At 66.1% G+C, this 25,334-nt stretch carries 22 protein-coding genes; 13 read left to right on the forward strand and 9 right to left on the reverse strand.

What is annotated here, in order from left to right:
• Window positions 1-125: 125 nt before the first annotated feature.
• Window positions 126-476, reverse strand: coding sequence for a hydroxyisourate hydrolase (gene uraH / locus PMI12_RS25545; RefSeq protein WP_007838349.1), 351 nt, complete (start codon window positions 474-476; stop codon window positions 126-128).
• An 82-nt stretch (window positions 477-558) separates the two neighbouring features.
• Between uraH and PMI12_RS25550 the strand changes: the two genes are divergently transcribed.
• From PMI12_RS25550 to PMI12_RS25565, 4 genes are read left to right on the forward strand one after another with little or no spacing between them, the layout of a single operon-like run.
• Complete coding sequence (locus tag PMI12_RS25550; RefSeq protein WP_007838350.1) at window positions 559-1,233, forward strand: GntR family transcriptional regulator; 675 nt, start codon at window positions 559-561, stop codon at window positions 1,231-1,233.
• A 6-nt stretch (window positions 1,234-1,239) separates the two neighbouring features.
• Entirely contained in the window at window positions 1,240-2,202 is a 963-nt protein-coding gene (puuE, locus tag PMI12_RS25555) for an allantoinase PuuE (protein ID WP_007838351.1), read from the forward strand.
• On the forward strand, window positions 2,199-3,977 hold the full coding sequence (uraD, locus tag PMI12_RS25560; protein ID WP_007838352.1) for a 2-oxo-4-hydroxy-4-carboxy-5-ureidoimidazoline decarboxylase: 1,779 nt from the start codon (window positions 2,199-2,201) through the stop codon (window positions 3,975-3,977). Before puuE ends, uraD begins: the two co-directional genes overlap by 4 nt.
• Window positions 3,978-3,997: 20 nt before the next feature.
• Window positions 3,998-5,224: a M20 family metallopeptidase gene (locus tag PMI12_RS25565; protein WP_007838353.1), complete on the forward strand. Its 1,227-nt coding sequence runs from the start codon at window positions 3,998-4,000 to the stop codon at window positions 5,222-5,224.
• Between the two features lie 6 nt (window positions 5,225-5,230).
• Here the strand turns inward: PMI12_RS25565 and PMI12_RS25570 are convergent, their stop codons facing one another.
• Window positions 5,231-7,261: a putative bifunctional diguanylate cyclase/phosphodiesterase gene (locus PMI12_RS25570; RefSeq protein WP_007838355.1), complete on the reverse strand. Its 2,031-nt coding sequence runs from the start codon at window positions 7,259-7,261 to the stop codon at window positions 5,231-5,233.
• Between the two features lie 165 nt (window positions 7,262-7,426).
• On the opposite strand from PMI12_RS25570, the gene PMI12_RS25575 reads away from it, so the two are divergent.
• A complete protein-coding gene (locus PMI12_RS25575) occupies window positions 7,427-9,157 on the forward strand; it encodes a hypothetical protein (RefSeq protein WP_007838357.1) in 1,731 nt (576 codons plus the stop codon).
• A gap of 14 nt (window positions 9,158-9,171) precedes the next feature.
• On the opposite strand, the gene PMI12_RS25580 is transcribed toward PMI12_RS25575, so the two are convergent.
• From PMI12_RS25580 to PMI12_RS25590, 3 genes are all read right to left on the reverse strand, one after another.
• Window positions 9,172-9,657, reverse strand: coding sequence for an SgcJ/EcaC family oxidoreductase (locus PMI12_RS25580; RefSeq protein ID WP_007838358.1), 486 nt, complete (start codon window positions 9,655-9,657; stop codon window positions 9,172-9,174).
• A gap of 174 nt (window positions 9,658-9,831) precedes the next feature.
• On the reverse strand, window positions 9,832-10,518 hold the full coding sequence (locus PMI12_RS25585; RefSeq protein ID WP_007838360.1) for a response regulator transcription factor: 687 nt from the start codon (window positions 10,516-10,518) through the stop codon (window positions 9,832-9,834).
• A complete protein-coding gene (locus PMI12_RS25590) occupies window positions 10,515-12,167 on the reverse strand; it encodes a sensor histidine kinase (RefSeq protein WP_007838362.1) in 1,653 nt (550 codons plus the stop codon). The genes PMI12_RS25585 and PMI12_RS25590 overlap by 4 nt, the downstream gene beginning before the upstream one ends.
• Before the next feature lie 135 nt (window positions 12,168-12,302).
• On the opposite strand from PMI12_RS25590, the gene PMI12_RS25595 reads away from it, so the two are divergent.
• On the forward strand, window positions 12,303-13,238 hold the full coding sequence (locus PMI12_RS25595) for a LysR substrate-binding domain-containing protein (RefSeq protein WP_007838364.1): 936 nt from the start codon (window positions 12,303-12,305) through the stop codon (window positions 13,236-13,238).
• 84 nt (window positions 13,239-13,322) lie between these two features.
• Here PMI12_RS25595 and PMI12_RS25600 read toward each other — a convergent pair whose 3' ends face one another.
• Both PMI12_RS25600 and PMI12_RS25605 read right to left on the reverse strand, forming a co-directional pair.
• Window positions 13,323-14,234, reverse strand: a complete 912-nt coding sequence (locus tag PMI12_RS25600) for an amino acid ABC transporter substrate-binding protein (protein ID WP_007838366.1) — start codon at window positions 14,232-14,234, stop codon at window positions 13,323-13,325.
• Window positions 14,235-14,243: 9 nt separating this feature from the next.
• Window positions 14,244-14,630, reverse strand: coding sequence for a VOC family protein (locus PMI12_RS25605; RefSeq protein ID WP_413315623.1), 387 nt, complete (start codon window positions 14,628-14,630; stop codon window positions 14,244-14,246).
• Between the two features lie 367 nt (window positions 14,631-14,997).
• Here PMI12_RS25605 and PMI12_RS25610 point away from each other — a divergent pair, with 367 nt between their 5' ends.
• From PMI12_RS25610 to PMI12_RS25620, 3 genes are read left to right on the forward strand one after another with little or no spacing between them, the layout of a single operon-like run.
• Entirely contained in the window at window positions 14,998-16,491 is a 1,494-nt protein-coding gene (locus PMI12_RS25610) for an NCS1 family nucleobase:cation symporter-1 (RefSeq protein ID WP_007838369.1), read from the forward strand.
• A 21-nt stretch (window positions 16,492-16,512) separates the two neighbouring features.
• A complete protein-coding gene (locus tag PMI12_RS25615; protein WP_007838370.1) occupies window positions 16,513-17,253 on the forward strand; it encodes an aspartate/glutamate racemase family protein in 741 nt (246 codons plus the stop codon).
• A 14-nt stretch (window positions 17,254-17,267) separates the two neighbouring features.
• Window positions 17,268-18,023, forward strand: coding sequence for a GntR family transcriptional regulator (locus tag PMI12_RS25620; RefSeq protein WP_007838371.1), 756 nt, complete (start codon window positions 17,268-17,270; stop codon window positions 18,021-18,023).
• 49 nt (window positions 18,024-18,072) lie between these two features.
• Here PMI12_RS25620 and PMI12_RS25625 read toward each other — a convergent pair whose 3' ends face one another.
• A complete protein-coding gene (locus PMI12_RS25625) occupies window positions 18,073-18,771 on the reverse strand; it encodes a TetR/AcrR family transcriptional regulator (RefSeq protein WP_007838374.1) in 699 nt (232 codons plus the stop codon).
• 150 nt (window positions 18,772-18,921) lie between these two features.
• Between PMI12_RS25625 and PMI12_RS25630 the strand changes: the two genes are divergently transcribed.
• The 3 genes from PMI12_RS25630 to PMI12_RS25640 all read left to right on the forward strand — a co-directional run bounded on the left by PMI12_RS25630 (window position 18,922) and on the right by PMI12_RS25640 (window position 22,940).
• Window positions 18,922-19,971 (forward strand): SDR family oxidoreductase, encoded by a 1,050-nt coding sequence (locus PMI12_RS25630; protein ID WP_007838376.1) that lies wholly within the window; start codon window positions 18,922-18,924, stop codon window positions 19,969-19,971.
• A 67-nt stretch (window positions 19,972-20,038) separates the two neighbouring features.
• Complete coding sequence (locus tag PMI12_RS25635; protein ID WP_042674360.1) at window positions 20,039-21,295, forward strand: alpha/beta hydrolase family protein; 1,257 nt, start codon at window positions 20,039-20,041, stop codon at window positions 21,293-21,295.
• Window positions 21,296-21,443: 148 nt separating this feature from the next.
• Window positions 21,444-22,940 carry a nucleobase:cation symporter-2 family protein gene (locus PMI12_RS25640; protein WP_007838380.1) on the forward strand — a complete coding sequence of 499 codons (1,497 nt, stop codon included), beginning with the start codon at window positions 21,444-21,446 and terminating at the stop codon, window positions 22,938-22,940.
• A gap of 16 nt (window positions 22,941-22,956) precedes the next feature.
• Here PMI12_RS25640 and PMI12_RS25645 read toward each other — a convergent pair whose 3' ends face one another.
• Complete coding sequence (locus PMI12_RS25645; RefSeq protein ID WP_042674364.1) at window positions 22,957-23,814, reverse strand: aldo/keto reductase; 858 nt, start codon at window positions 23,812-23,814, stop codon at window positions 22,957-22,959.
• A 312-nt stretch (window positions 23,815-24,126) separates the two neighbouring features.
• Here PMI12_RS25645 and PMI12_RS25650 point away from each other — a divergent pair, with 312 nt between their 5' ends.
• Complete coding sequence (locus PMI12_RS25650) at window positions 24,127-25,209, forward strand: tartrate dehydrogenase (protein ID WP_007838385.1); 1,083 nt, start codon at window positions 24,127-24,129, stop codon at window positions 25,207-25,209.
• Window positions 25,210-25,334 lie beyond the last annotated feature (125 nt).

Here is a 25,334-nt window from a genome sequence, read left to right on the forward strand (position 1 = left end):
GCGTTGTCAGACATCGCCGGTCCGCTCGCGGGGGGCCGCCGCGCACGGCCGCCCGAAGCGGCCGGCCCGCCCCCGGTAGGGGGTTGGCGAAGCGACACGAAGTGCGCGAAGCCTGGGGGCGAGCATCAAGACCCGCGGTAGGTCGAGTAGCTCCACGGGCTCACCAGCAGCGGCACGTGGTAGTGCTGGTCGGTGTGCGCCACGCCGAAGTCCAGCGACACCTTGTTCAGGAAATTCGGCTCGGGCAGCTTCACGCCGCGGGCCTTGAAGTAGCCCGCAACGTCGAACACCAGCCGGTAGGTGCCGGCCTTCAGCGAGTTGTTGTCGTACAGCGGCCCGTCGCTGCGGCCGTCCGAATTCAGCGTGAAGCGCTTCACCAGCGTGGCGGCGTCGCCGTCGGTGGTGTACAGCGCCACCTCCATGCCGGCCGCCGGGCCGCCGTGCATCGTGTCCAGTACGTGAGTGCTCAGGCCCATGGGGCGCTCCTTCGAATGTCGAATCGGGTGCGGGAAATTCCGGTGGACAAAAGTGTATACAGTTACCGGCTTTGGGTCTATCATGAAAAACATGGAGTCCTCCACCACCCGTTCGATCGTCGATGCCCTCACGAAGGCCATCGTCGAGCACCGGCTTCAGCCCGGCACCAAGCTGGCTGAGCAGAAGCTGGCCGATCATTTCGGCGTGTCGCGCACGCTGGTGCGCCAGGCGCTGTTCCAGCTGTCTCAGAACAAGCTCATCCGCCTCGAACCCGCGCGCGGCGCCTTCGTGGCCGCGCCCGCGGTCGACGAGGCCAGGCAAGTGTTCGCTGTGCGCCGCATGCTCGAGGCCGAGATGACGCGCGAGTTCGTGCGCACCGTCACGCCGGCCAAGATCAAGGCGCTGAAGGAACACGTCGCGCTCGAAAAGTCCGCCGTGTCGGGCGAGGACATCTCGGGCCGCACAGAGCTACTCGGCGACTTCCACGTGCGCATGGCCGAGCTCATGGGCAATCAGGTGCTGGCGCAGATCCTCGGCGAACTCATCTCTCGCTGTGCCCTCATCACGCTGATGTACCAGAGCGCCAGCGCTGCCGAGCACTCCAACGACGAGCACGCCGACATCGTGAAGGCGCTGGCCGCGCGCGACGAGGAACGCGCCGTGCGCCTCATGACCGAACACCTGGAGCACGTCGAAGCCAACCTCACGTTCGACCGCAAGGTCCCCACCAACGACATCTCGCTCGCCCTGGCCTGAACATCCATGACCGTCTACGACACCACCCTGCCCTACCCGCGCGACCTCGTCGGCTACGGCCGCAACCCGCCGCGCGCCCAGTGGCCGGGCGGCGCGCGCATCGCGGTGCAGTTCGTCCTCAACTACGAAGAGGGCGGCGAGAACGCCACGCTGCACGGCGACGCGGGCTCCGAGCAGTTCCTCTCCGAGATGTTCAACCCGGCGAGTTTTCCCGACCGGCACATCAGCATGGAAGGCATCTACGAATACGGCTCGCGCGCCGGCGTGTGGCGCATCCTGCGCGAGTTCGAGAAGCGCGGCCTGCCGCTGACCGTGTTCGGCGTGGGCATGGCGCTGGAGCGCTACCCCGAGCTCACGGCTGCGTTCAAGGAACTCGGCCACGAGATCGCCTGCCACGGCTGGCGCTGGATTCATTACCAGAACCTCGACGAAGCCACCGAGCGCGAGCACATGCGCCTGGGCATGGAAGCCATCGAGAAGCTCACCGGCGAGCGGGCGCTTGGCTGGTACACCGGCCGCGACAGCCCGCGCACGCGCCGCCTCGTGGCCGACTACGGCGGCTTCGAATACGACAGCGACTACTACGGCGACGACCTGCCCTTCTGGATGAAGGTGCAGAAGACCGACGGCAGCGTGGTGCCCCAGCTCATCGTGCCCTACACGCTCGACTGCAACGACATGCGCTTCGCGCTGCCGCAGGGCTACTCGCACGCCGATCCGTTCTTCCAGTACATGAAGGACAGCTTCGATGCGCTCTATGCGGAGGGCGACCCGAATGGCGACAACAGCCCGAAGATGATGAGCATCGGCATGCACTGCCGGCTGCTCGGGCGGCCCGGCCGCATCACGGCGCTGCAGCGCTTTCTCGATCACATCGCCAAGCACGACAAGGTGTGGGTCTGCCGCCGCGTCGACATCGCGCGCCACTGGAAGCAGGCGCATCCTTTCGAAGCCGGAGCCGCATCATGAGCCTCACCATCGCCCAACTCAACGCCGCGGCGCCGGCCGAAGCCGTCGCACTGCTCGATGGCATCTACGAGCACTCGCCCTGGATCGCGCAGCGCGCGCTCGCCGCGCGCCCCTTCCGATCGCTCGCACACCTGAAGCATTCGATGGTGCAGGCGCTGGCCGCGTCGTCGGCCGACGAGCAGATCGGCCTCATCCGCGCCCACCCCGAGCTCGCTGGCAAGGCCATGGTCAGCAAGACGCTGACGGCCGAATCGACCAACGAGCAGAGCAAGGCCGGCCTGACCGGCTGCACGCCCGAGGAGTTCGCGAAGATCCAGCAGCTCAACGCCGACTACAACGCGAAGTTCGGCTTTCCGTTCATCCTCGCGGTGCGCGGCCCGCGCGGCACCGGGCTGACCAAGCGCGAGATCATCGACACCTTCGAGCGCCGGCTGTACAACCACCCGGGGTTCGAACTCGGTGAGGCGCTGCGCAACATCCATCGCATCGCCGAGATCCGCCTGGACGACAAGTTCGCCGCCGACATCACGCTCGGCAACGACGTGTGGGACTTGCAGGAGCAGCTCTCGGTGCACACCGACCCGGGCTATGCCGAGAAGGGCCAGCTCACCGTCACCTACCTGACGGATGCGCACCGTGCCTGCGCCGCGCAGATCTCCACGTGGATGCGCGAGTGCGGCTTCGACTCGGTGGACATCGATGCGGTCGGCAACGTGGTGGGTCGCTATGAAGGCAGCACGCCCGACGCGAAGACGCTGCTCACCGGTTCGCACTACGACACCGTGCGCAACGGCGGCAAGTACGACGGCCGCCTCGGCATCTTCGTGCCCATGGCCTGCGTGCGCGAACTCAAGCGGCAAGGCAGGCGCCTGCCCTTCGCCTTCGAGGTGGTGGGCTTCGCGGAAGAAGAAGGCCAGCGCTACAAGGCGACCTTCCTGGGCTCGGGCGCGCTCATCGGCCATTTCGACCCGCGCTGGCTCGACCAGAAGGATGCCGACGGCATCACCATGCGCGAGGCCATGCAGCACGCGGGCCTGAAGCAGGAAGACATTCCGAAGATCCAGCGCGACCCGGCCCGCTACCTCGGCTTCGTCGAAGTGCACATCGAGCAGGGCCCGGTGCTGACCGAGCTCGACCTGCCGCTGGGCATCGTCACCTCCATCAACGGCAGCGTGCGCTACGTGGGCGAGGTCATCGGCATGGCCAGCCACGCCGGCACCACGCCGATGGACCGCCGCCGCGACGCAGCAGCGGCCGTGGCCGAGCTGATCCTCTACACCGAGCAGCGCGCCGCGAAGGACGGGGACTCGGTCGGCACTGTCGGCATGCTCGAAGTGCCCAGCGGCTCGATCAACGTGGTGCCGGGGCGCTGCAAGTTCAGCCTCGACCTGCGCGCGCCCAACAATGCGCAGCGCGACGCGCTGGCCAACGACGTGGTCAACGCACTGAAGGACATCTGCGAGCGCCGCGGCGTTCGCTACGAGCTCGAGGAGACGATGCGCGCCGCCGCCGCGCCCAGCGCACCGGCCTGGCAGCAGCGATGGGAAAAAGCGGTCGATGCCCTCGGCATTCCGCTCTTCCGCATGCCCAGCGGCGCCGGCCACGACGCGATGAAGTTGCACGAGGTGATGCCGCAGGCCATGCTCTTCGTGCGCGGCATCAACTCGGGCATCAGCCACAACCCGCTCGAATCGAGCACCAACGACGATATTCAATTGGCGGTGCAAGCATTCCAGCTCCTGCTGGACAACCTCGCCACCGAGCAAGCCCACTGACCGACCACAGAAGAACAACCATGACCGACTACGCCAAACTCGACGCCTGGATCGACGCCCACTTCGACGAGGAAGTGCAGTTCCTGCAGCAACTGGTGCGCGTGCCCACCGACACGCCGCCCGGCAACAACGCGCCGCACGCCGAACGCACCGCCGAACTGCTGAAGGACTTCGGCCTCGACGCCGAGAAGCACGCCGTGCCCGCGCAGGATGTGAAGGAGTACGGCCTCGAATCGATCACCAACCTGATCGTGCGCCGCAAGTACGGCAGCGAAGGCCGTACCGTCGCGCTGAATGCCCACGGCGACGTGGTGCCGCCCGGCGAAGGCTGGACGCACGACCCGTACGGCGGCGAGATCGCCGACGGCAGCCTCTACGGCCGCGCCGCCGCGGTCAGCAAGAGCGACTTCGCGAGCTTCACCTTCGCGCTGCGCGCGCTCGAAGCGGTAGCAAAACCGGCCAAGGGCAGCGTCGAGCTGCACTTCACCTACGACGAAGAATTCGGCGGCATCCTCGGCCCGGGCTGGCTGCTCAAGAACGGCCTGACCAAGCCCGACCTGATGATCGCGGCCGGCTTCAGCTACGAAGTGGTCACCGCGCACAACGGCTGCCTGCAGATGGAAGTGACGGTGCACGGCAAGATGGCACATGCCGCCATTCCGACCACCGGCGTCGATGCACTGCAGGGCGCCACGAAGATCCTCAACGCGCTCTATGCGCAGAACACGCTCTACCAGCAGGTGACGTCGAAGGTCGAGGGCATCACGCACCCGTACCTCAACGTCGGCCGCATCGAGGGCGGCACCAACACCAACGTGGTTCCGGGCAAGGTGGTGTTCAAGCTCGACCGCCGCATGATCCCCGAGGAGAACCCGGTCGAGGTCGAAGCCACGATCCGCAAGGTGATCGCCGATGCCGCCGCCGAAAGCGCGGGCATCACGGTCGAGATCAAGCGCCTGCTGCTCGCCAACTCGATGCAGCCGCTGGCCGGCAACAAGCCGCTGGTCGATGCCATCCAGAAGCACGGCGGCGAGCTGTTCGGCGAGCCGATCAAGGCCATGGGCACGCCGCTGTACACCGACGTGCGCCTGTACGTCGAAGCCGGCATTCCTGGCGTGATCTACGGCGCCGGCCCGCGCACCGTGCTCGAGTCGCATGCCAAGCGCAGCGACGAGCGCGTGGTGCTCGAAGACCTGCGCCGCGCCACCAAGGTGATCGCGCGCACGCTCTGCGACCTGCTGGCCTGATCCGGCTCAGGCGCCCTTGGCGTGCGCCGGCAGCGCCCGCGAAGCCGCCCACGCCATCAGTTCGGACAGCGGCGCGGGCCGCGCCAGGTGGTAGCCCTGCACCAGCTTGCAGCCCAGCGCGCGCAGGGCCTCGAGCTCGTCCTGCGTTTCGACGCCTTCGGCCACGACCTGGATGTTCAGCGAACGGCCGAGCTGGACGATGGCATCCACCAGCACCACGTTGCCCGGTGAGGACGACAGGCCGAGCGTGAAGCTGCGGTCGATCTTCACCTGCCGCACGTGCTCGCTGCGCAGCGACGCCAGCGACGAATAGCCCACGCCGAAGTCGTCGACCACGATCGCCACGCCCGCGGCCGACAGCGTGCTCAACCGGCCGCGCGTGGCATGGGTGTCGAGCGCCACCTCTTCCGTTATCTCGATCTGCAGCCGGCGCGGCGCGATGCCGCGCTCCTTCAGCATGCCCAGCACGATGTCGTCGACCGCGAGCTGCGCCATCTCGCGTGGCGAGACGTTGATGGCGACCGGCGCTGCGGCCAGGCTGGAGCCCGCGGCCTCGAGCTGGCGCATGGCCAGGCAGGCCTCGTCGACCAGGTGCCGCAGCAGCGGCTCCGCCACGCCGGTGCTCGCGGCCGCGTAGATCACTTCCTCGGGAGCGATCTGGCCGTGGCGCGGGTGGTTCCAGCGCATCAGCGCCTCGAGGCTGTGGACCTCGCAGCCGTCGCTGTTCATGATCGGCTGGAACCATACGCCGATATCGCGCGCCTCGATGGCGCGCAGCAGGTCGCGCTCCACGTCCCGCCGCGTGGCCAGCCGCTGGTTGAGCGCGTTGTCGAAGAGCTGGCAGCGGTTGCGCCCGAGGCGCTTGGCCTCGTTGAGCGCCTCGTCGGCAAAGCTGATCATGTCGGCGATCTCGGCCTCGCCCGACACCGAGATGCCGATGCTCACGCCCAGGTGACCGCCGTAGTGCGCCGTGGCGAAAGAGACCGAACGGATCAGCCCCTGCGCGATGGCCGTGGGCGCCTGCCGCTCGTCCCACAGGCTGTAGAGCAGCGCGAATTCGTCGCCGCCCCAGCGCCCGAGGACCGCCTGCATGTCTGCGGTTTCCCGCTGCAGCCAGCGGGCCACGTCCTGCAGCACGCGGTCGCCGGCCTTGTGGCCGAAGGCGTCGTTCACCGCCTTGAAGCCGTCGAGGTCGAGCAGCAGCAGGCCGTGCTGGCGGCCATCGGTCGTGGCGATGCGCAGCGTCGCGGCCTCGGTGAAGCCCTCGCGGTTGAACAGGCCGGTAAGCGAATCGTGCGAGGCCCGGAAGGCCAGTTGCTGCGTTGCATCCAGCGAGAGCGCGTGCGCCAGCCGCAGCTGGGCGGCCATGGCGGTGGCTTCGTTGCGGATGCGGCTGCCTTCGCGGAAGGCCTTGTCGCTGTGCAGCGCGCCGCGCCCCAGCGCCCCGAGGTACAGCAGCACGAGCGCCGCCAGGCACAGGTTGTCGAAGCCGCCCGCATACGCCAGGCAGCCCGCCACCGACAGCAGCGCCGGCGTGATGAAGCCGATGGGCACGAGCGCATAGGCGATGCCATAGGTGACCGCCCCCGCGCAGATGCCGCACACCACCGTCAGGTAGAACACCGCCTGCGGCGAGGAGTAGCCGTCGCACAGCAGCGGAATAAGCGCCCACACACAGCCCGACACCGCGGCCAGGCCGGCTGTCAACCGCAGGTGCCATTCGACCGGGCGGGCGCTCGGCGATGTGGCGACGCTGCTGTCGGGCGTGGTGCCCGGCGACGGTGCGAACGGCCAGCGGCAGATGTAGCGGCGCAGTCCGTTCACCATGAGGGACAGCAGCAGCCAGCACAGCCCTTCGAACGCGCGGCCGGCGTTGACGGCGATCAGCGCCGCCGCGCAGCTCAGCACCACGTTGATCGGAATGGCCCGCAGCACGCTGCGGCGTATCGCCACGAGCTGGTCGGTGCGCACCGTGCGGGACAGCACCAGGTCGTCGACGGACGCAGTGAGCTCGGGAGAAGGCGCGCGGGGAATCATGAAAGGAGCACAGTTTAGGGCGCGGGCCGCGCCAGCGCCCCGACTGGTGCGCGGCAACAACGAACTTTCGTTCGACTTTCACCCGGATGTCATGGCTCCATCCCAGACTCGCGGCTTTCGCAGAGACGCGCGCTTCCAGTCCGCGTCGCTTTTTTCAAGCCAGCCATGTCCATCTTCCCGATTGCTCTACCGACCACCCCGCCGTTGCGCCGCAGCCTGCTCTCCACACTCGCCATCGGCACGCTCGCGCTTGCCGGTTGCGGTGGCGGAGGCGGCTCCAGCGCCCCGGCCTTCTTCCCCACGACACCCGGCACCCCGACTGCTGTGGCGCCCGCGCCCGCGCCCGCGCCCGCACCTGCTCCTGCGCAGCCGGCCGATCCCGCCCCGTCCGTGCCGCCCGGACGCTGGACCGTCGGCGACCTGCACATCCACACGATGCAGTCGGACGACACCCAGCAGATCTCCACGCTCGACCAGGTGCTGGCCAAGGCCTTCGACGAGTTCGGGCTCGACTGGGCCGCGCTGTCCGACCACCTGCGCCTGTCTTCCTACGACAACGATGGCAACAAGCTGGCCGCGCAGATTCCGTTCTCGGAAGGCATGGCCAAGTACCAAGTGCCGCGCATCAAGGCGCTGCAGGCCAGCGGCAAGTACGCCGACAAGACGATCTTCACGGCCTTCGAGTGGGACATGCCCTCGCACGACCACGGCAACGTCGGCATCCTGACCGACAACCCCATGTCGGGCGCCGCGCTCAAGGCGGCGAACCAGTTCGAGTACCTCTTCACCAACCGCGACCCCGCCCTCTTCCCGGCCGCCGACGTCGCCGCGTGGGGTCAGAAGGCCGGCACCGGCTACAACACGCACGCCGAGACGCTCGCAGCCATCGCCTGGCTCAAGAAGAACTATCCCGACACCAGCTACCTGCAGATCAACCACCCGTCGCGCAACCCCGGCAAGTACACGATCGCCCAGTTGCGCGAGATGAACGACCTCGCGCCGAACATCGTGTTCTCGCTCGAAGGCATGGTCGGCAACCAGATGGAGCCCGACCGTGGCGGCTACAACAGCGCCTATATCGCGGCCAACCTGCCCTCGCGCACCTATGGCGGCGTCGACTATCTCGTTGCCAAACTGGGCGGCACCTGGGACGCGCTGCTTTCCGAAGGCCGCCGCATCTGGAACGTGGCCGACTCCGACTACCACTTCACCGTCTCGCAGGGCCAGTACAGCAGCGGCTACGCGCCCGGCGAGTACGCCAGGAACCACCTGTGGGGAGACATCAAGGACCCGAAGTCGCTGCTCGCGGCCATGCGCACGGGCAAGCTCTTCGCGGTGAACGGCGGCCTGATCGACGCGCTCGACTTCAAGGTGCAAGGCGCCAAGGGAATAAGCGAGATGGGTTCGGAGCTGGGAGCAAAGCCGGGTGAAGACCTTAAGATCATCATCCGCTTCAAGAGCCCCGAGCGCAACAACTTCGAGTATCAGCTCGGCAGCGGCCGCTTCGCCAACGTGAAGCCGGTGGTCGATCACATCGACCTGATCGCGGGCGACGTGACCGGCCCCGAACTGCCGGGCACGCCGGGCTACTCGCGCGACACCAACCCGTCGACGCACGTGCTCAAGCGCTTCACCCGCAGCGACTGGAAGCTCGACGCCGACGGCTACTTCACCGTGAGCTACACGGTGAAGGCCGGCAACAACCAGTACTTCCGCCTGCGCGGCACCAACCTGGGCACCGACGTGCCCAACGAAACCGCCGGCGGCGAGCCGCTGCCCGATGCGCAGACCACGGGCACCGACAACGTGGCGCGCTTCAACGCGATCAACGCGCGCAACTACGGCGACCTCTGGTTCTATTCGAACCCGGTGTTCGTAAAGGTCTCCGCGCAGTAGGCAGTCGCTGCCGGTCAGCTCTTCGGGGCGCGCACCTCGGGCATCGCCGACGAGTGGTGATGCGCGATCAGCCACTGGCCGTTCACCCATTCGTAGACGTAGGTGTAGCGCGCATGCACCGTGCCGCCGTCCTTGAAGCGGAAGGTGTACGTGCCGACGTCCTGCGCCACATTGCAGCCGATCTTGATGACGCGCTGGTCGATCTTTCCTTGCGGCTCGCCCTTGAGGAATTTGACGAAGTAGTCGCGGATCTCGGCCGGGTTGGTGCGCGGCTGGTTCGACACGGTCGGCAGCAGCACGCCGTCGGCGGCGTAGTTGGCGACCACCTTGTCGGGGTCCAGCGTGCGCAGCGAGTTGTTCCAGCGGTCGAACAAGGCGCTGACCTGCGCCGCATCCACCGGCGTGCAGACGGCCGTACCCGATCCCTGGGCCAGCGCACCGGTGGCGAGCGAGAGAGAGAGGACGCCGAGGGCGGCGCTGGCGACGAGACTTTTCTTCACGGAGATGATTCCTTGTTGTGGAAGTTGTTGAAGCACCGGTTCAGGCCGGCGCTGCACCGCATTCGCGAGGCAGGAATCAAGTCTGCGGCGCGCTCATGAACACGACCCGTGCCGGGCCATGAATGCGAGTTGAAGCGCAGATGAACAACGGATGAACGGGCGCCCCGCGCGCGCTCAGGCCTCCTGCGCGTCGAGCCGGTAGCCGAAGCCGCGCACGGTCTTGAGCAGCGCGAGCGGATGGCCCTCGTCGATCTTGGCGCGCAGGCGGCGCACGTACACGTCGACCACGTTGGTCAGCGGGTCCTCGCTGGTGCCCCACACGTTCGAGAGGATGCGCTCGCGGCTGTACACGCGCCCGGGTGCGCTCATCAGCAGTTCCAGGAAGGCCAGCTCCTTCGCGGTCAGCGCGATCGGCTGGCCGGCCCGCGTGACCTGCATGCGCTCGCGGTCCAGAACGAGGTCGGCCACCTGCAGGCTGCTCGCCTTCACGCGCTGCTCGCGCCCGCGCCGCAGCAGCGCCTCGATGCGCGCGAGCAGTTCTTCGAAAGCGAAGGGTTTGGTGAGGTAGTCGTCCGCACCCAGCCGCAGGCCGTTGACCTTGGCCTCCAGCGAGCTCATGGCCGTGAGCATCAGCACGGGCACATGGTGGCCCTCGGCGCGCATCGTCTGGCACAGCTCCAGGCCGCTGAGGCCGGGCAGCATCAGGTCGAGGATGAGCAGCGCGGGCTCGCCGCCGCGCGCCAGCGCCAGGCCCTCGGTTCCGGTGCGGGCCAGCTGCACGCCATAGCCTTCGGCCCGCAGGCCGCGCTGAAGGAAGTCGGCCACGCGCGGATCGTCTTCGACCACCAGGATGTTGTTCATGCGGCCTCCGGCGCCGTGGGGAAATCGGTGCCGTCGAAACGCGGCAGCCGGATGCGGACCGTCGTGCCCACGAATGGCTCGCTCTCGATGTCGATGCGGCCTTCGTGCGCGGAAACGATCACCTGCGCGATCGACAGGCCGATGCCGGTGCCGTCGACGCGGTGCGCCCGGGCGCGCTGGCCACGCGTGAAGCGCTGGAACACCGTGGGCAGCTCGTCGGCGTCGATGCCGATGCCCTGGTCGCGCACGGCAATTTCCACGCATCCGTCGAGCTCGCGCCAACCGATGCGAACCGCGCCGCCGGCGCGCGAATAGCGCACCGCGTTGTCCAGCACGATCATCAGGGCCTGGCGCAGCCGATCGGCATCGGCGTGCACGTGGACAAGCGCCGGCTGTGCGTCGTGCGGCGCATCGAGGCGCACCCCCACGCCATGCAGCGCCCCCAGCGCCTCGGCCTGCTCGGCCGCATCGCCGACCAGCAGGCCCAGGTCCACCCGGTCCTGCCGAATGACGAGCTGGTCGGCCTCGGCGCGCGCGATCAGCATCAGGTCGTCGATCACCCGCGCGAGCTGCTCCACACCGCCAACGATGCGCGACAGCGTCAACTTGTATTCGGCCGGCGGCTTGTCGGCGCCGCGCAGTGCGATCTCGGCCTCGCCGCGGATGGCGGTGGCCGGCGTGCGCAGTTCGTGGCTCAGGTCGGCGAACAGCTGGCGGCGGCGCTGGTCGATGTTCTGCAGCGTGACGTGGGCGGACTGCAGCTCGGCCGTGCGCGCATCCACCGCCGCTTCGAGCTTGTGCCGCGCGGCTTCGGCATCGCTGCGGCGCTGCTGCAGCTCGGCGGCCATGGCATTGAAATGCTCTGCCACCTGGCCGAACTCGTCCCTCGACCCGACCTCCAGGCGATGGTCCATGCGGCCGGCCTGCAGGGCCTGCGTGCCGGCCAGCAGGCCGGCGATGGGCGCCTGCAGCCGCCGGTTCAGGCGAATGGCGATCAGCACCGCGGCCACCAGGGTCAGCACTGCGAGGCCGATGGCCTGCAGGCGCAGCACCTCGACGGCGCGTTCCGTGGCCTTGCGTGCCACCGGCACCGCCTCGCGCTGGCGCGCGATCGCACCGTTGACGAGTTCGCGCAGGTCGCGCCCGCGCGTCACGTCGAACACCTGGTTGAGCTGCTGCCACACCGATGAAAACTCCGCGCCCTCCTCCAACGGCTCCAGCCGCAGCAGGCGGGCCTGGACTTCGGCGATGTTGGCGTCGAGCAGGTCGATGCTGGCCGCCAGCTGGGTCGCCGCCTCGGGCACAGGCGTGCCGCGCGCCGAGGAAGCCTGGGTCCACCAGGCCAGGTCGCGCTGCGTCAGGTCGTGCAGGCTGGCCGCGCTGGTCCGCATGCCGGCCAGCCAGCGGTCGCGTGCCTCGATCGGCGCGTCGCCGTTCATCAGCCGCTGCGAGGCCCAGACCCGCAGCCGCTGCTTGTTGGTGGACAGCTCCAGCAGATCGGACAGGATGTCGCTCGCAAGCCGGCTGTGCTGCTTGGCGAAAGTAACGCGCTCGGAACCCAGGTAGATGAAACCGGCCTGGATGCACACCAGCGCAACGAGCGTTGCGAAGGCCAGCGAGAGCCGCGTGCGGAATTTGATGGAAGGCATCGATCGGTGCGGCGCGCTGGCGAACACTCGTTTTGAAGGGTTCGAAGAATAGCCCATGCCGCTCGACGGGTCGGCATTGATCACCTGCGATGATGCTTGGTTGACCCGAGCATCGATGTTTGCGATGCTTCCAGGGTGATCAACGAACTCAAGACCTTCATTGCGGTGTGCAAGCTCGGCACCTTCGCGGCGGCCGGCGATCGAATCGGGCTTACTCAATCGGCGGTGAGCAGCCAGATGAAGCGACTCGAAGAAGCCCTGGGGTTCGAGCTCTTCGACAGAACAGGCCGATCGGCCACCTTGAATGTCGCAGGCCAGACGACCTTGCCGCGGGCAGAAGAAATCTGCGCGCTGTTCGCCAAGCTCGGGGAGCTTCCTCACGACAACGCCACCCAGGGGCTTCTTCGCGTAGGTTCGATTGCCTCGGCGCAGCCCACGCTGCTGGCGCGCGCGCTTGAGCAACTGCGCAAATCCTTTCCTCTCGTGCGTGTCCATGTGTCGCCTGGCGTCTCGATGCGCCTGATGGACGACCTGGACGCCGGAAAGATCGATGCCGCGGTGATCATCCGCCCTCCGTTCGGCATGCCTGCCGACCTGACGTGGCAGCCACTGGTGCACGAGCCCTACGTGCTGGTGGTGCCCAAGGCCCTGCCGGTAACGAAGAATTGGCGCACGCTGATCCAGGAACAGCCATTCCTGCGCTATGACAGGGCTTCGTTCGGTGGGCGGATGGTCGAGGGGTTTCTGCGTCGGGAAGGCCTGGCGGTCAACGATGCGATCGAGGTCGACGAGATTCCCGGATTGATCCACTTGGCCTCCAGGGGCCTGGGCGTGGCGCTCGTGCCGCTGGTCGAGGCGCATCTGCCCTTGCCTGCGCAGGTGCGCGTCGTCTCCTTGGGCGCGGTCACTTTCCAGCGCGAGATCGGCCTGCTCCAGCGAAAGCCCCGGGCCAGCCCGCCCATGGTTGCGCACTTCGCCCAATGCCTGCGCGATGCGGCTGAAGCGAAGCCGAACACATTGCCTGCGCGGAATGCCAGCCGCGCAAGGGCATCGATCCCGCGCCGTACCTGAAACCGGGGAGCGCCGCTCGATCGCCTCGCATGCGGGCCGGACTCGGCACCGCTGGTTCGCCGACTTTCCGCGCACCATCGGCAGTCAACGGGACTCGTAAGACTCCATCGGCTTGTCCGTGGGGTCGGCCCAGGCAGCCTTCGTCATGGCGTTTGCCGGCAGCCCCACCCTGGCGTTGTGAGGCGGAATCGGCTGCATGAACCACTTGTCGTAGATCCGTGCGACTTCGCCGCTCCTGGCCAATGCCACGACGCTGTCGTCGACCAGCTTCTTGAATGCAGGATCCCCCTTGCGGAACATGATCGCGAGCGGCTCGACGCTGAGAACCTGGTCCAGGAGCCTGTATTTTTCCGGCTCCTTGCTCTTCGAGATCAACGTCGCGAGGATCTGCCCGTCAGCGACGAATCCTTCGGTTCGGCCCGCCTCGAGGAGCAGGAATCCTTCGCTGTTGTCCTTGGCGAGCACCTCCTCGATACCGTTCGCGCCCTCACGCTTGAGTTTTCTCAGCGCCGGCACGGACGTGCTTCCTGTCGTGGCCGCCACGGTCTTGCCGGCCAGCTGCGCGGGGCGCGTGATGCCCGACGTGGCCTTGACCGCGATGCGAACGCCTTCGACATAGAGCGTCGGTGCAAAGGCAACCTCCTTCTGCCGCGCTGCATTGTTGGTCGTCGTGCCGCATTCGATATCCACCGTACCGTTTTGAACGAGGGGAATCCGGTTCTGTGGCGTCACGAGCTGGTACCTCACGTCGATCCTGTCGAGTTGAACTGCCTTCCTGATGTCGGCAATGATCCGCTCGCAGATCTCCACGTGAAAGCCGGTGTACCTGTTGGGCCCCAGGGTGAACGACATGGCACCCGACGCATCGCGGACACCCACGGAAATCGAGCCCGACTCCTTGACCTTCTTCAAGGTGTCGGTTTGCGCCGCCGCAGCCCCGCAGACGACGGCAAGCGCCGCTGCGAAGGCAAGGCTCCTTTTGCTGCTCTTGGTCATGCAGTTCTTTCAGCGTGCGAAGAGCGAGCTCAAGTCGGCGAACGACTTCATCTCGATCGCGTTGCCTGAGGGGTCCAGAAAGAACATCGTCGCTTGCTCGCCGGGCTCTCCTTTGAACCGGATGTAGGGCTCGATGACGAACTTTGTCTGGCGCGCCACGAGCTTGTCGGCCATGGCCTGCCATTGATCCATCGGAACGATCGCGCCGAAGTGGCGCACGGGTACGTCGTGACCGTCGACCGAACTGCTCTGGCGGTGGCCGCATTCGTCGGGTGCCAGGTGCGCCACGATCTGGTGGCCGTAGAAATCGAAGTCGACCCATTCAGGCGCGCTGCGGCCTTCAGGGCATCCAAGCAAGTCGCCGTAGAACGCGCGCGCCTCGGCGATGTCTCGCACCGGGAACGCAAGATGAAACGGGATGCGGGTAGCTGTGTTGCTCATGGGGCTTTCCATCGGGGGAGTGGGGATGGACCCGACTCTAAGCAGCACCTTTCACAATGGAAAACGATATATTTTCCATCTGAGCCATAAGAATTTCGATTAATCACCCACGGAGGTCCGGCGACCTGCCACCGTCGTGCCTGTGCGCCGTGGCCCGGCCGAACAACAGCGCCACACACACATCAGGGAATCTACGGATATATGATTCCCCGAATGGCCTTGATTGCGTGCAGTTTTTGTATACAAATAACGCATCCGAAAAACCGGCGCGAAATTTGCGTCAAAACCGGGTCCGATCCACCCACCCGCACGAGGAAAGACCATGAGCACAGTCGTCAGCCAGGCCCCCGCGGGGGCAAGCGAAGCCGGCATTGCGCCGCACGCGGAATCGAACGCCGTCATCAAGCCGGGCTACCACCCGCGCCTGACCAACGAAGACCTCGCCCCGCTGAAGAAGCAGACCTGGGGCCAATACAACATCTTTGCCTTCTGGATGTCCGACGTGCACAGCGTCGGCGGCTACATCACGGCCGGCAGCCTGTTCGCGCTGGGCCTGTCGAGCTGGCAGGTGCTGGTGTCGCTGCTGGTCGGCATCGTGATCGTGCAGTTCTTCTGCAACCTCGTGGCCAAGCCCAGCCAAGTGACGGGCGTGCCCTACCCGGTGGTGTGCCGCGCGCCCTTCGGCGTGCTGGGCGCCAACATCCCGGCCATCATCCGCGGGCTGATCGCCGTGGCCTGGTACGGCGTGCAGACGTACCTCGCATCGGCCGCCTTCATGGTGCTGGCGCTGCACATGGCGCCGGGCCTGGCACCGTATGCCGATGTCGCGCAACACGGCTTCGTCGGCCTGTCGGCCCTCGGCTGGGTCGCGTTCATGGTCATGTGGGTGCTGCAGGCCTTCGTCTTCTGGCACGGCATGGACGCCATCCGCAAGTTCATCGACTGGGCCGGCCCGGCGGTGTACGTGGTCATGGCCGTGCTGTGCGGCTGGCTGGTGTGGAAGGCGGGCTGGAGCAAGATCGACCTGAACCTCGGCGGCGTCAAGTTCCAGGGCTGGGACGCGCTGCCCGTGATGCTCTCGGCCATTGCTCTGGTGGTGAGCTACTTCAGCGGCCCGATGCTCAACTTCGGCGACTTCTCGCGCTACGGCAAGAGCTTCGACGCGGTGAAGAAGGGCAACTTCTGGGGCCTGCCGGTGAACTTCGTGTTCTTCTCGCTGCTGACCGTCATCACCACCGCCGCCACGCTGCCCGTCTTTGGGGAACTGATCACCGATCCGGTGCACACCGTGGGCAAGATCGACAGCACCACCGCCGTCGTGCTGGGCGCGCTGACCTTCATGATCGCGACCATCGGCATCAACATCGTGGCCAACTTCGTGTCGCCGGCCTTCGACTTCTCGAACGTGGCACCGCAGCGCATCAGCTGGCGCACGGGCGGCATGATCGCCGCGGTGGGCTCGGTGTTTCTCACGCCATGGAACCTCTACAACAGCCCCGAGGTCATTCACTACACGCTCGACGTGCTGGGTTCGTTCATCGGGCCGCTGTTCGGCATTCTGATTGCCGACTACTACATCGTGCGCAAGCAGCGCATCGACGTGGACGCGCTCTACAGCATGAGCCCGAAGGGCGAGTACTGGTACAGCGGCGGCTACAACCCGAAGGCGATCCAGGCGCTGGTGCCGGCGGCCATCGTGCCGATCCTGTGCGTGATGGTGCCGGCGCTGCGCGGTGGCGCGAACTATGCGTGGTTCATCGGCATGGGCCTGGGCTTCGTGCTCTATGCCGTGCTGAACCGCAACAGCAAGACTTGAACTGAAGAGAAAGGGAGCGCCGTGCGCATCAAGATCATCAACCCCAACACCACCTGGAGCATGACCGAGAAGATCGGTGCCTGCGCCCGCGCGGTGGCGCACGCCGGCACCGAGATCGTCGCCGTGAGCCCGGCCATGGGGCCGGTCTCCATCGAGAGCCACTACGACGAAGCGCTGGCCGTGCCGGGCCTGCTGCAGGAGATCGCGGCGGGCGAACGCGAGGGCAACATCGACGGCTACGTGATCGCCTGCTTCGGCGACCCGGGCCTGAAGGCCGCGCGCGAACTGGCACGCAGCCCCGTGGTGGGCATCGCCGAGGCGGCCATGCACCTGGCCAGCATGATCGGCAGCCGCTTCAGCGTGGTGACGACGCTGGGCCGCACCATGGGCCAGGCCTGGCACCTGGCCGAGATCTACGGCATGGAACGCTTCTGCGCCAACGTGCGCGCCTGCGAGCTGCCGGTGCTCGAACTCGAGGAGCCCGGCTCGCGTGCACGCGAACGCATCGTCGACGAATGCCGGCGCGCGCTCGAGGAAGACGGCTCCGACTGCATCGTGCTGGGCTGCGCCGGCATGACAGACCTGTGCGCGCACATCGAGCAAGTGCTAGGCGTGCCCGTGATCGACGGCGTGGCCGCGGGCACCAAGCTCATCGAGTCGCTCGTCGCCCTCAAGCTGCGCACCAGCAAGCGCGGGGAGCTGGCGAAGCCCTTGCCCAAGCCCATCGTTGGCGCACTGGAAAGCTTTACGCTTTCGAGCTAGGCCACAATCCGCGCATGCCCCGCGCCAGTTCCAAATCTTCCGTACCCCCCGCCATCGCCGTTCCAGCCGAGAACGGCGTGGCCGCAGCAGACAAGAACAGCTCCATCGAAAGCATCGCCAACGACATCGCCACCGCGATCGTCGAGAAGCGCCTGCCGCCCGGCACCTGGCTGCGCGAAGAGGCGCTGGGCCGGGTCTATTCGGTGAGCCGAACCAAGGTGCGCGCCGCATTGCTGATGCTGTCGAAGGACAAGCTCATCGAGATGATTCCCGACAAGGGCGCGTTCGTCTGCCAGCCCTCGGTGGAAGAGGCCCGCGAGGTGTTCGCGGTGCGCCGCATTCTCGAAAGCGAGGTGGTGCGCCTGTTCGTCGCCGCCGCACGGCCGCGCGACTACCAGGTGCTGGAGCAGCACATCAAGTTCGAACGCACAGCGCTGCGCCAGACCACCACCACGGGCACCGTGCGCGAGAAGCTGCTGGGCGACTTCCATGTGGCGCTGGCCGAGGCCACGGGCAACCGCACGCTGGCCGAGCTGGTGCGCGAACTGGTGGCGCGCAGCTCGCTGATCGCCATGCTGTACCACTCGTCGAACGACCCGCACTGCTCGTCGGACGAGCACGCCGATTTCCTGCGCCTGTGCCGCAAGGGCGATGCCGAGGCCGCCGTGAAGAGCATGAATGACCACCTTGAGCGCATCGAGGCGAGCCTCGAACTGGGCACCGAGAAGCCTGACCGGCAGCTCGATCTGGTGAAGGCGCTGCTCGCCTAGGGAGGGTCTGCAGGACAGCCTGAAGGTGTCCTGGGCACCCGGGTGCGATTCAGCGCCGAGCTTTCTTCGCAGCACGCTTCCTGGGCTCGCGCGAAGAGGAGTCGGCCGGTGCGACAGCTGCAGTTCCCAGGCATTCCGCACTTGCGATCAGTCCGCGCAGGAACACCATGATCAGCCGGCCCGAGGGATCCGGGCGCGTGCTCATCCGCTGCAGTGCCAGCCCATGCGAGAGTGCCATGAAGGCCGCGGCCAGTTCGTCCGGTGCGGCAGGGGGCGAGCGCCCGAGCTTGTCGAACAACAGGCCGATCACGCCGCCGATCTCGGACCGGTGTTTGTCCCACACCTTCCGGTACTCCGCAGCGAACGCCGGGCTGCGGTTGGCATGCAACTGCAGTTCGATGGAAAGCATGCACCAGTCGGCATCGTGATTGAGCGTGGAAGCCCAGGCTTCCAGTTCGGCCAGCATCTGTTCGGGCTGTTGCGCGTCGTTGCCCAAGACCGTGGAAAGCTGCGTCGCTTCCGCTTCCATGTGCCGTCGCAGCAACTCCAGCAGGACGTCTTCCTTGCTCGAGAAGTTCGAATAGAAAGCACCCTGGGAGTAGCCCGCCTTGTCCGCGATGTCGCGGATCGACGCGCCCCCATAGCCGTTCGACACGAACAGGTGCTGCGCGGTGTCGATCAGGCGCTCGCGAGTCTGCGCCCGGCTTTCCTCACGGGTCAGGCGCCTTCTTGCTGTCGTGGGGCTCATGCCTCAAAAGATATCACATGAACTTTGGATGTCGACCGGCGGGCGCGTGCTTCCGGAGGCAAGGCTGGGACACTTCTTCAGATATCACTTGATATTTCAAAATGCCGAAGGTACATTCAAAACTCATTTGATCTTTGACATTCAATCGATATGGAAAAATCCAAGAGCCCGAGGTCCGCATTTGTCACCGGCGCCACCGGCCTTCTCGGCAACAACCTTGTGCGCGAGCTGGTCGCGCGCGGCGTCTCCGTCAAGGCCCTCGCCCGCTCGAAGACCAAAGGTCAGCAGCAGTTTGCGGGGATGAAAGGCGTCGAATTGGTGCTGGGCGACATGGCGGATGTACCCGCTTTCTCCAAGGCACTGCAAGGATGCGACGTGGTGTTCCACACCGCCGCCTTCTTCCGGGACAACTTCAAGGGCGGCAGCCACTGGGAAGAGCTCAAACGCATCAATGTGGACGGCACGCAGCAGCTCATCGAGCGGGCATACGACGCCGGCATTCGGCGCTTCGTTCAGACCTCGTCCATCGCGGTGCTGAATGGCGAGCCGGGCATGCCCATCGACGAGACCTGTCTGCGTGACCTGGCAGATGCCGACGACGACTACTACCGCAGCAAGATTCTGGCCGATCAAGTCGTGTCGGCCTTTCTTGCAGCGCACCCGGACATGCACGCGAGCTTTGTCTTGCCAGGGTGGATGTGGGGGCCGGCCGATATTGGCCCCACCTCGTCAGGACAATTTGTCAACGATGTGGTGCTTGGAAAATTGCCTGGGTTGCTGCCTGGGAGCTTTTCCGTTGTCGATGCCCGCGATGTGGCGAGGGCGCAGATTTCGGCCGCGGAGCACGGGCAGCGCGGCGAACGCTATCTGGCTGCCGGCCGCCACATGACGATGCAGGAACTGGTTCCCTTGATGGGGAAGATCGCGGGCATCAGGACGCCGACACGCAACTTGCCCTTCCCGCTCCTGTATCTCCTGGCGGCGGCACAGGAACTCTATGCGCGGATCAGCGGCAAACCCATCCTGCTCAGCCTGGCGACGGTGCGGCTGATGCGCAAGGAGGCGGGGCGCAGTCATTTCAACCACACGAAGAGCGAGCAGAAACTTCAACTGAAGTTTCGCCCGATCGAGCAAACCGTTGCCGATACGGTCGCCTGGTATCGCGGCAATGGCTGGCTGCCCAGTGCGTCGCCCCAATAGCGCCAAGCAGATCGCTTTTTCGCCCTTGCGACGGGCCCGAGCCGCCCAACCCGATAAAGGAAAGACCGTGACGAACAAATTGATCTTGAAACTCTTGACGGCCTTCGGAGCCGTCCTTCTTGTCGCGGCAGCGCCGCACGAATCCGCGGCACAGGGCATCCCCTCGGCCAGGGCGGCGGACAGCATGGCCGAGTTCTGCAGGAAAGGACAGGCGGAGTACCCGGGAGGCATCGCTCGCATGCATCCTTCGTTCAAATTCAACATCTGTTGGTGGCTCGAGGATGCCGGAATCGAAGCAAGCACGTTCGACGACGTCGTTGGAACGCTGCCGGAACATGCCGGGCCGTCGCAGGCGGCCTGGCAAGCGACTTTCAGCAAGCCCGCCCAGGTGCATCTGGAACGAGCCCGCGTGGCCGAAGAGCGGGGCGACAGCGCGGCCGCATCGGCCGAATACAAGAAGGCCGCTTTCTATCTGCGGATGAATCGGCTGCCCAAGCGTGTCCCCGCCGCGGATCTGCAGGCGACCGAACGAGCCTACGCGGTCCCGGGAAAGCCGCTCCAGCGGATCACATTCAAGACCGGAGAGAAAGAATTCATTGGCTACTTCCGAGCCCCGTCGGCACGACGCGGCAGCAACGAGAAGCTGCCGGTGCTGGTCATCCTCGGCGGCCTCGACAACCTGAAGACGGAGATGATCCGGCACAGCGACTACTTCGTGGGCCGCGGGTTCGCAACCCTCATTGTGGAAAATCCGGACACTGGGGAGAACCAGTTGGGATTCCGTCCGGAGTCCTCCGCGATGCTTGACACGGTTGCGGACTACATCAAGACCCGCAGCGACCTGGACGCGAGCCGAGTGGCCGTGTACGGCTGGAGCATGGGAGGCTACTTGGGAACGCTTGGCGGGCTGAGGAACGACTTCTACAAGGCGATCGTCAACATAGGCGGCCCCAGCGATTCGAGCTTCGGACAAGCGCATTGCAAGACGGCGCCTGCATGGATCGTCGCGCCCTACACCGTGTTTGCCAACATGAATCCGCAGACGACACCTCGTCAGGCGATGTGCGAATACTACGAAGCATTCCAACTCTCACGTCAATTGAAGATGCCAACCGCGGTGCAGTTGCACAAACCCATTCTCATGGTGAACGGCGCCCGCGAAGATCTCGTCTCCAGAGATGAACCTGCCTCCCTTGCGGCTCTTGGCTTCAATGTGACGCAACTGGTATTTGGGGAGGATGGCCACACGGCGGAGTCGAACATGCGAGAGCACTTCGAGTTCACCGCGAACTGGCTCATGCGGCGGCTGAAATTGGAAAACTGATCGTCTTCGCCCAGGGCCCGCGATGCGGGTTTTCCTGCATCCGGATTGCCGCATAAATTGTATACAGTTTGGCGTACACACTAGGTGGACGCCACGGAACACCGCGCCGTTCACGCCTCTCTCCCCTTGCTGCGCCAGGAGATACACGATGACGGCCGAGACCTCTTCCACTGTTCCAACAGTCCATCCCGTGGACCAGCGCCTGCCTTCTGGCAAGCTCGCGGCCCTTGGCCTGCAGCACGTGCTGGTGATGTATGCGGGCGCGGTCGCGGTGCCGCTCATCGTCGGGCGCGCGCTCAAGCTCTCGCCCGACGAGGTCGCCCTGCTGATCTCGGCCGACCTGTTCTGCTGCGGCATCGCCACGCTGATCCAGGCGCTGGGTGCCACGCAGTTCTTCGGCATCAAGCTGCCCGTGATGATGGGCGTCACCTTCGCGTCGGTGGCGCCAATGGTCGCCATCGCCAACGCCAACCCGGGCCAGAACGGCGCGCAGCTGCTGTTCGGCGCCATCATCGGCGCGGGCATCGTATCGATACTGATCGCGCCGCTGGTGAGCCGCATGCTGCGCTTCTTTCCGCCGGTGGTCACGGGCACCATCATCGCGGTCATCGGCATCAGCCTGATGCGCGTGGGCATCAACTGGATCTTCGGCAACCCCGTGGGCCCGACCGCGCCCGCGCTGGTCGACCCGGTGTATGCGAAGTGGCTGGCCGAGGTCACCTCGCCCGGCAGTTCCATTCCCGCGGTGCCCAAGGGCTTCGCGATCATGCCCACGGTGCCCAACCCCAAGTACGCCGACCTCTCTGGCTTCGGCGTGGCGGCGCTGGTGCTGGTGTCGATCCTGCTGATCGTCAAGTACGCCAAGGGCTTCATCGCCAACATCTCGGTGCTGCTGGGCATCGTGATCGGTGCGGTGGTGGCCTCGGTCACCGGCCTCATGACCTACGAGAAGGTGGGCAAGGCCGCCTGGGTCGACATCGTGCTGCCCTTTCACTTCGGCATGCCGCAGTTCGACCCGATCCTGATCCTCACGATGACGCTGATCATGATCGTGGTGATGATCGAATCGACCGGCATGTTCCTCGCTCTCGGTGAAATGACCGACCGCAAGATCAGCCAGAAGGACCTGGCGCGCGGCCTGCGCACCGACGGCCTGGGCACGCTGATCGGCGGCATCTTCAACACCTTCCCGTACACCAGCTTCTCGCAGAACGTGGGCCTCGTGGCCGTCACGGGCATCAAGAGCCGCTACGTGTGCGTGGCCGGCGGCGTGATCCTGATCGTGCTGGGCCTGCTGCCGAAGATGGCCGCGCTGGTGGAATCGTTGCCCACCGTGGTGCTCGGCGGCGCGGGCCTCGTGATGTTCGGCATGGTGGCGGCCACGGGCATCCGCATTCTCTCGGGCGTGGATTTCAAGACCAACCGCCACAACGCGATGATCGTCGCGGTGTCCATCGGCATCGGCATGATTCCGCTGATCGCGCCCAACTTCAAGCAATGGATGCCGCACGCGATCCACTCGCTGATCGAGTCGGGCATTCTGCTGGCGTCGATCGCGGCCGTGCTTCTCAACCTGTTCCTCAACGGCGCGAAGCACGACGAGCAGGCTGTGATCGCCGCGGCCAAGCAGGCCGAGGCGCACTAATCCTTCCTTCTTCTTCTCAGATCATTGCCAGCGGCGTCTTGCGCCGCGGCGGTGGATGCAGGCGGTCCAGCTCGGCCAGGGTCGCCGCATCGAGCTGCAGATCGGCGGCAGCCAGGTTCTCCTTCAGGTGCGCGCTGCGCACCGCCTTCGGAATCGCGGCCACGCCGGGCCGTGCGACGACGGCGGCCAGTGCAAGCTGCGCAGCCGTCACGCCGAGCCGGCCGGCCAGTTCGCTCAGCCCATCGTCTTCGGCCAGCGCCCCCTGGTCGATCGGGCTGTAGGCCATCAGCGGCATGCCGCGTTCGCGCTGCCAGGGCAGCAGGCTGAACTCGGGGCCGCGCTCGCCGAGCGACAGGTACACCTGGTTCGCCGCACAGCCCGGCCCGTCGCCCACGGCCTGCATCAGCTCTTCCATGTCGTCGGTGTCGAAGTTGCTCACGCCCCAGTGGCCGATGCGTCCGTCCGCCACCAGCGACTGCATCGCGGCGACGGTCTCGCGCAGCGGATGGTTGCCGCGCCAGTGCAGCAGGTAGAGGTCGATGGCGTCGAGGCCAAGCCGCTTCAGGCTGCGCTCGCAGGCGTCGCGCGTGCCGCGCCGGCTGGCGTTGTGCGGATAAACCTTGCTGACGACGAAGAGCTCTTCACGCCGTGCATCGCCCGCGCGCAGGGCCTCGGCAATGGCCTGGCCCACCACTGTTTCGGCCCCGCCTTCGCCGTACATCTCGGCCGTGTCGATAAGCCGGTAGCCGAGGGCGATGGCCTCGCGCACGGCTTTCGCCTCCGCCGCACGATGACCCGCGTTTTCGCCCATGCGCCAGGTGCCCAGGCCGAGGACGGGCATCTCGCCGCCGGTGGGAAGTTGGAGTGTTCGCATCGGGCCATGGTACGAGGGACATAAGGTCGTGTCAGCCCTCTGGCGACGACTTTCCCGGTGCTCCGTGCAGCAGCACGGCGTTCGCCCGGGGCGCCTCCAGCCTTCTAATTTTTCGAAATCGAAGTCGATTTCGTGACATTGAATTGACAAGCTCCTCTATGAAATCTCAACGCTTCGCCTTCTGATCTTGTCAAGGCAGTTTGAGTGCCAACCCCCACCGCACCCCCACCCCTCGCTCCTAGAATTTTTCAACAGCCCCAGCGTCGCAGGCGCCGGCCCCCGAACGCAACGAACTTAGAACAGGTTGAGTCAATGCAGCAGAAGCACAGGATTGCCGTCATTCCCGGAGACGGCATCGGCGTCGAGGTCATGCCCGAAGGGTTGCGCGTGCTCGACGCGGTGGGTCGCCGCTTCGGCATCGACTTCTCCTACGACCATTTCGACTGGGGTTCCGACCACTACGTGCGCACCGGCCTGATGATGCCGGCCGACTGGGCCGACAAGATCCAGGGCCACGACGCCATCTACTTCGGCGCGGTGGGCGCCCCCGACAAGGTGCCCGATCACATCGCCGTGTGGGGCCTGCTCATCAAGATCCGCCGCGACTTCGACCAGTACGTCAACCTGCGCCCCGTGCGCCTGATGCCCGGCGTGCCCGGTCCGCTGGCGCACCGCAAGCCCGGCGACATCGACTTCCTGGTGGTGCGCGAGAACACCGAAGGCGAATACACCTCCGTGGGCGGCCGCCTGTTCGAAGGCACGCCGCGCGAAATGGCGATCCAGGAAGCCGTGTTCACCCGCACCGGCGTGGACCGCATCATCGACTACGCGTTCAAGCTCGCCAGCCGCCGCAAGCGCAAGAGCCTGACGGCCGCCACCAAGTCGAACGGCATCTCGATCACCATGCCCTACTGGGACGAACGCCTGGCCGAAATCGCCACGCGCTACCCCGACGTGGCGACGAACAAGTTCCACATCGACATCCTGTGTGCGCACTTCGTGCAGCACCCCGACTGGTTCGACGTGGTCGTGGCCTCCAACCTGTTCGGCGACATCCTGTCCGACCTGGGCCCGGCCTGCACCGGCACCATCGGCATCGCGCCCTCGGCCAACCTGAATCCGGAGCGCAAGTTCCCGTCGCTGTTCGAGCCCGTGCATGGCTCGGCGCCCGACATCGCGGGCAAGGGCATCGCCAATCCCATCGGCCAGATCTGGTCGGCCGCGCTGATGCTGGACCATCTCGGGGGCGACGACCCGGTCTACGCGCAGGCTTCCGCCGCCGTGCTCTCGGCCATCGAGACCGTGCTGAGTGAAGGCCCGCGCACCCGCGACATGGGCGGCACGGCCAACACCGTGGACGTGGGCCGCGCGATCGCCGAATGCATTTCTGCATGACGAATCTGGAAGCCAGGGGTCGGTACGGAGTGCGTCGTTCGGGGTGCGCTCACGCCGACGGGGTGCCTTGCTCCGCGAATGTCCTCCGGCCTTCGGCCTCCCCCTTTATTTCGCTGCGCAAGGCA

This window comes from Variovorax sp. CF313 (assembly GCF_000282635.1).
GTDB lineage: Bacteria > Pseudomonadota > Gammaproteobacteria > Burkholderiales > Burkholderiaceae_C > Variovorax.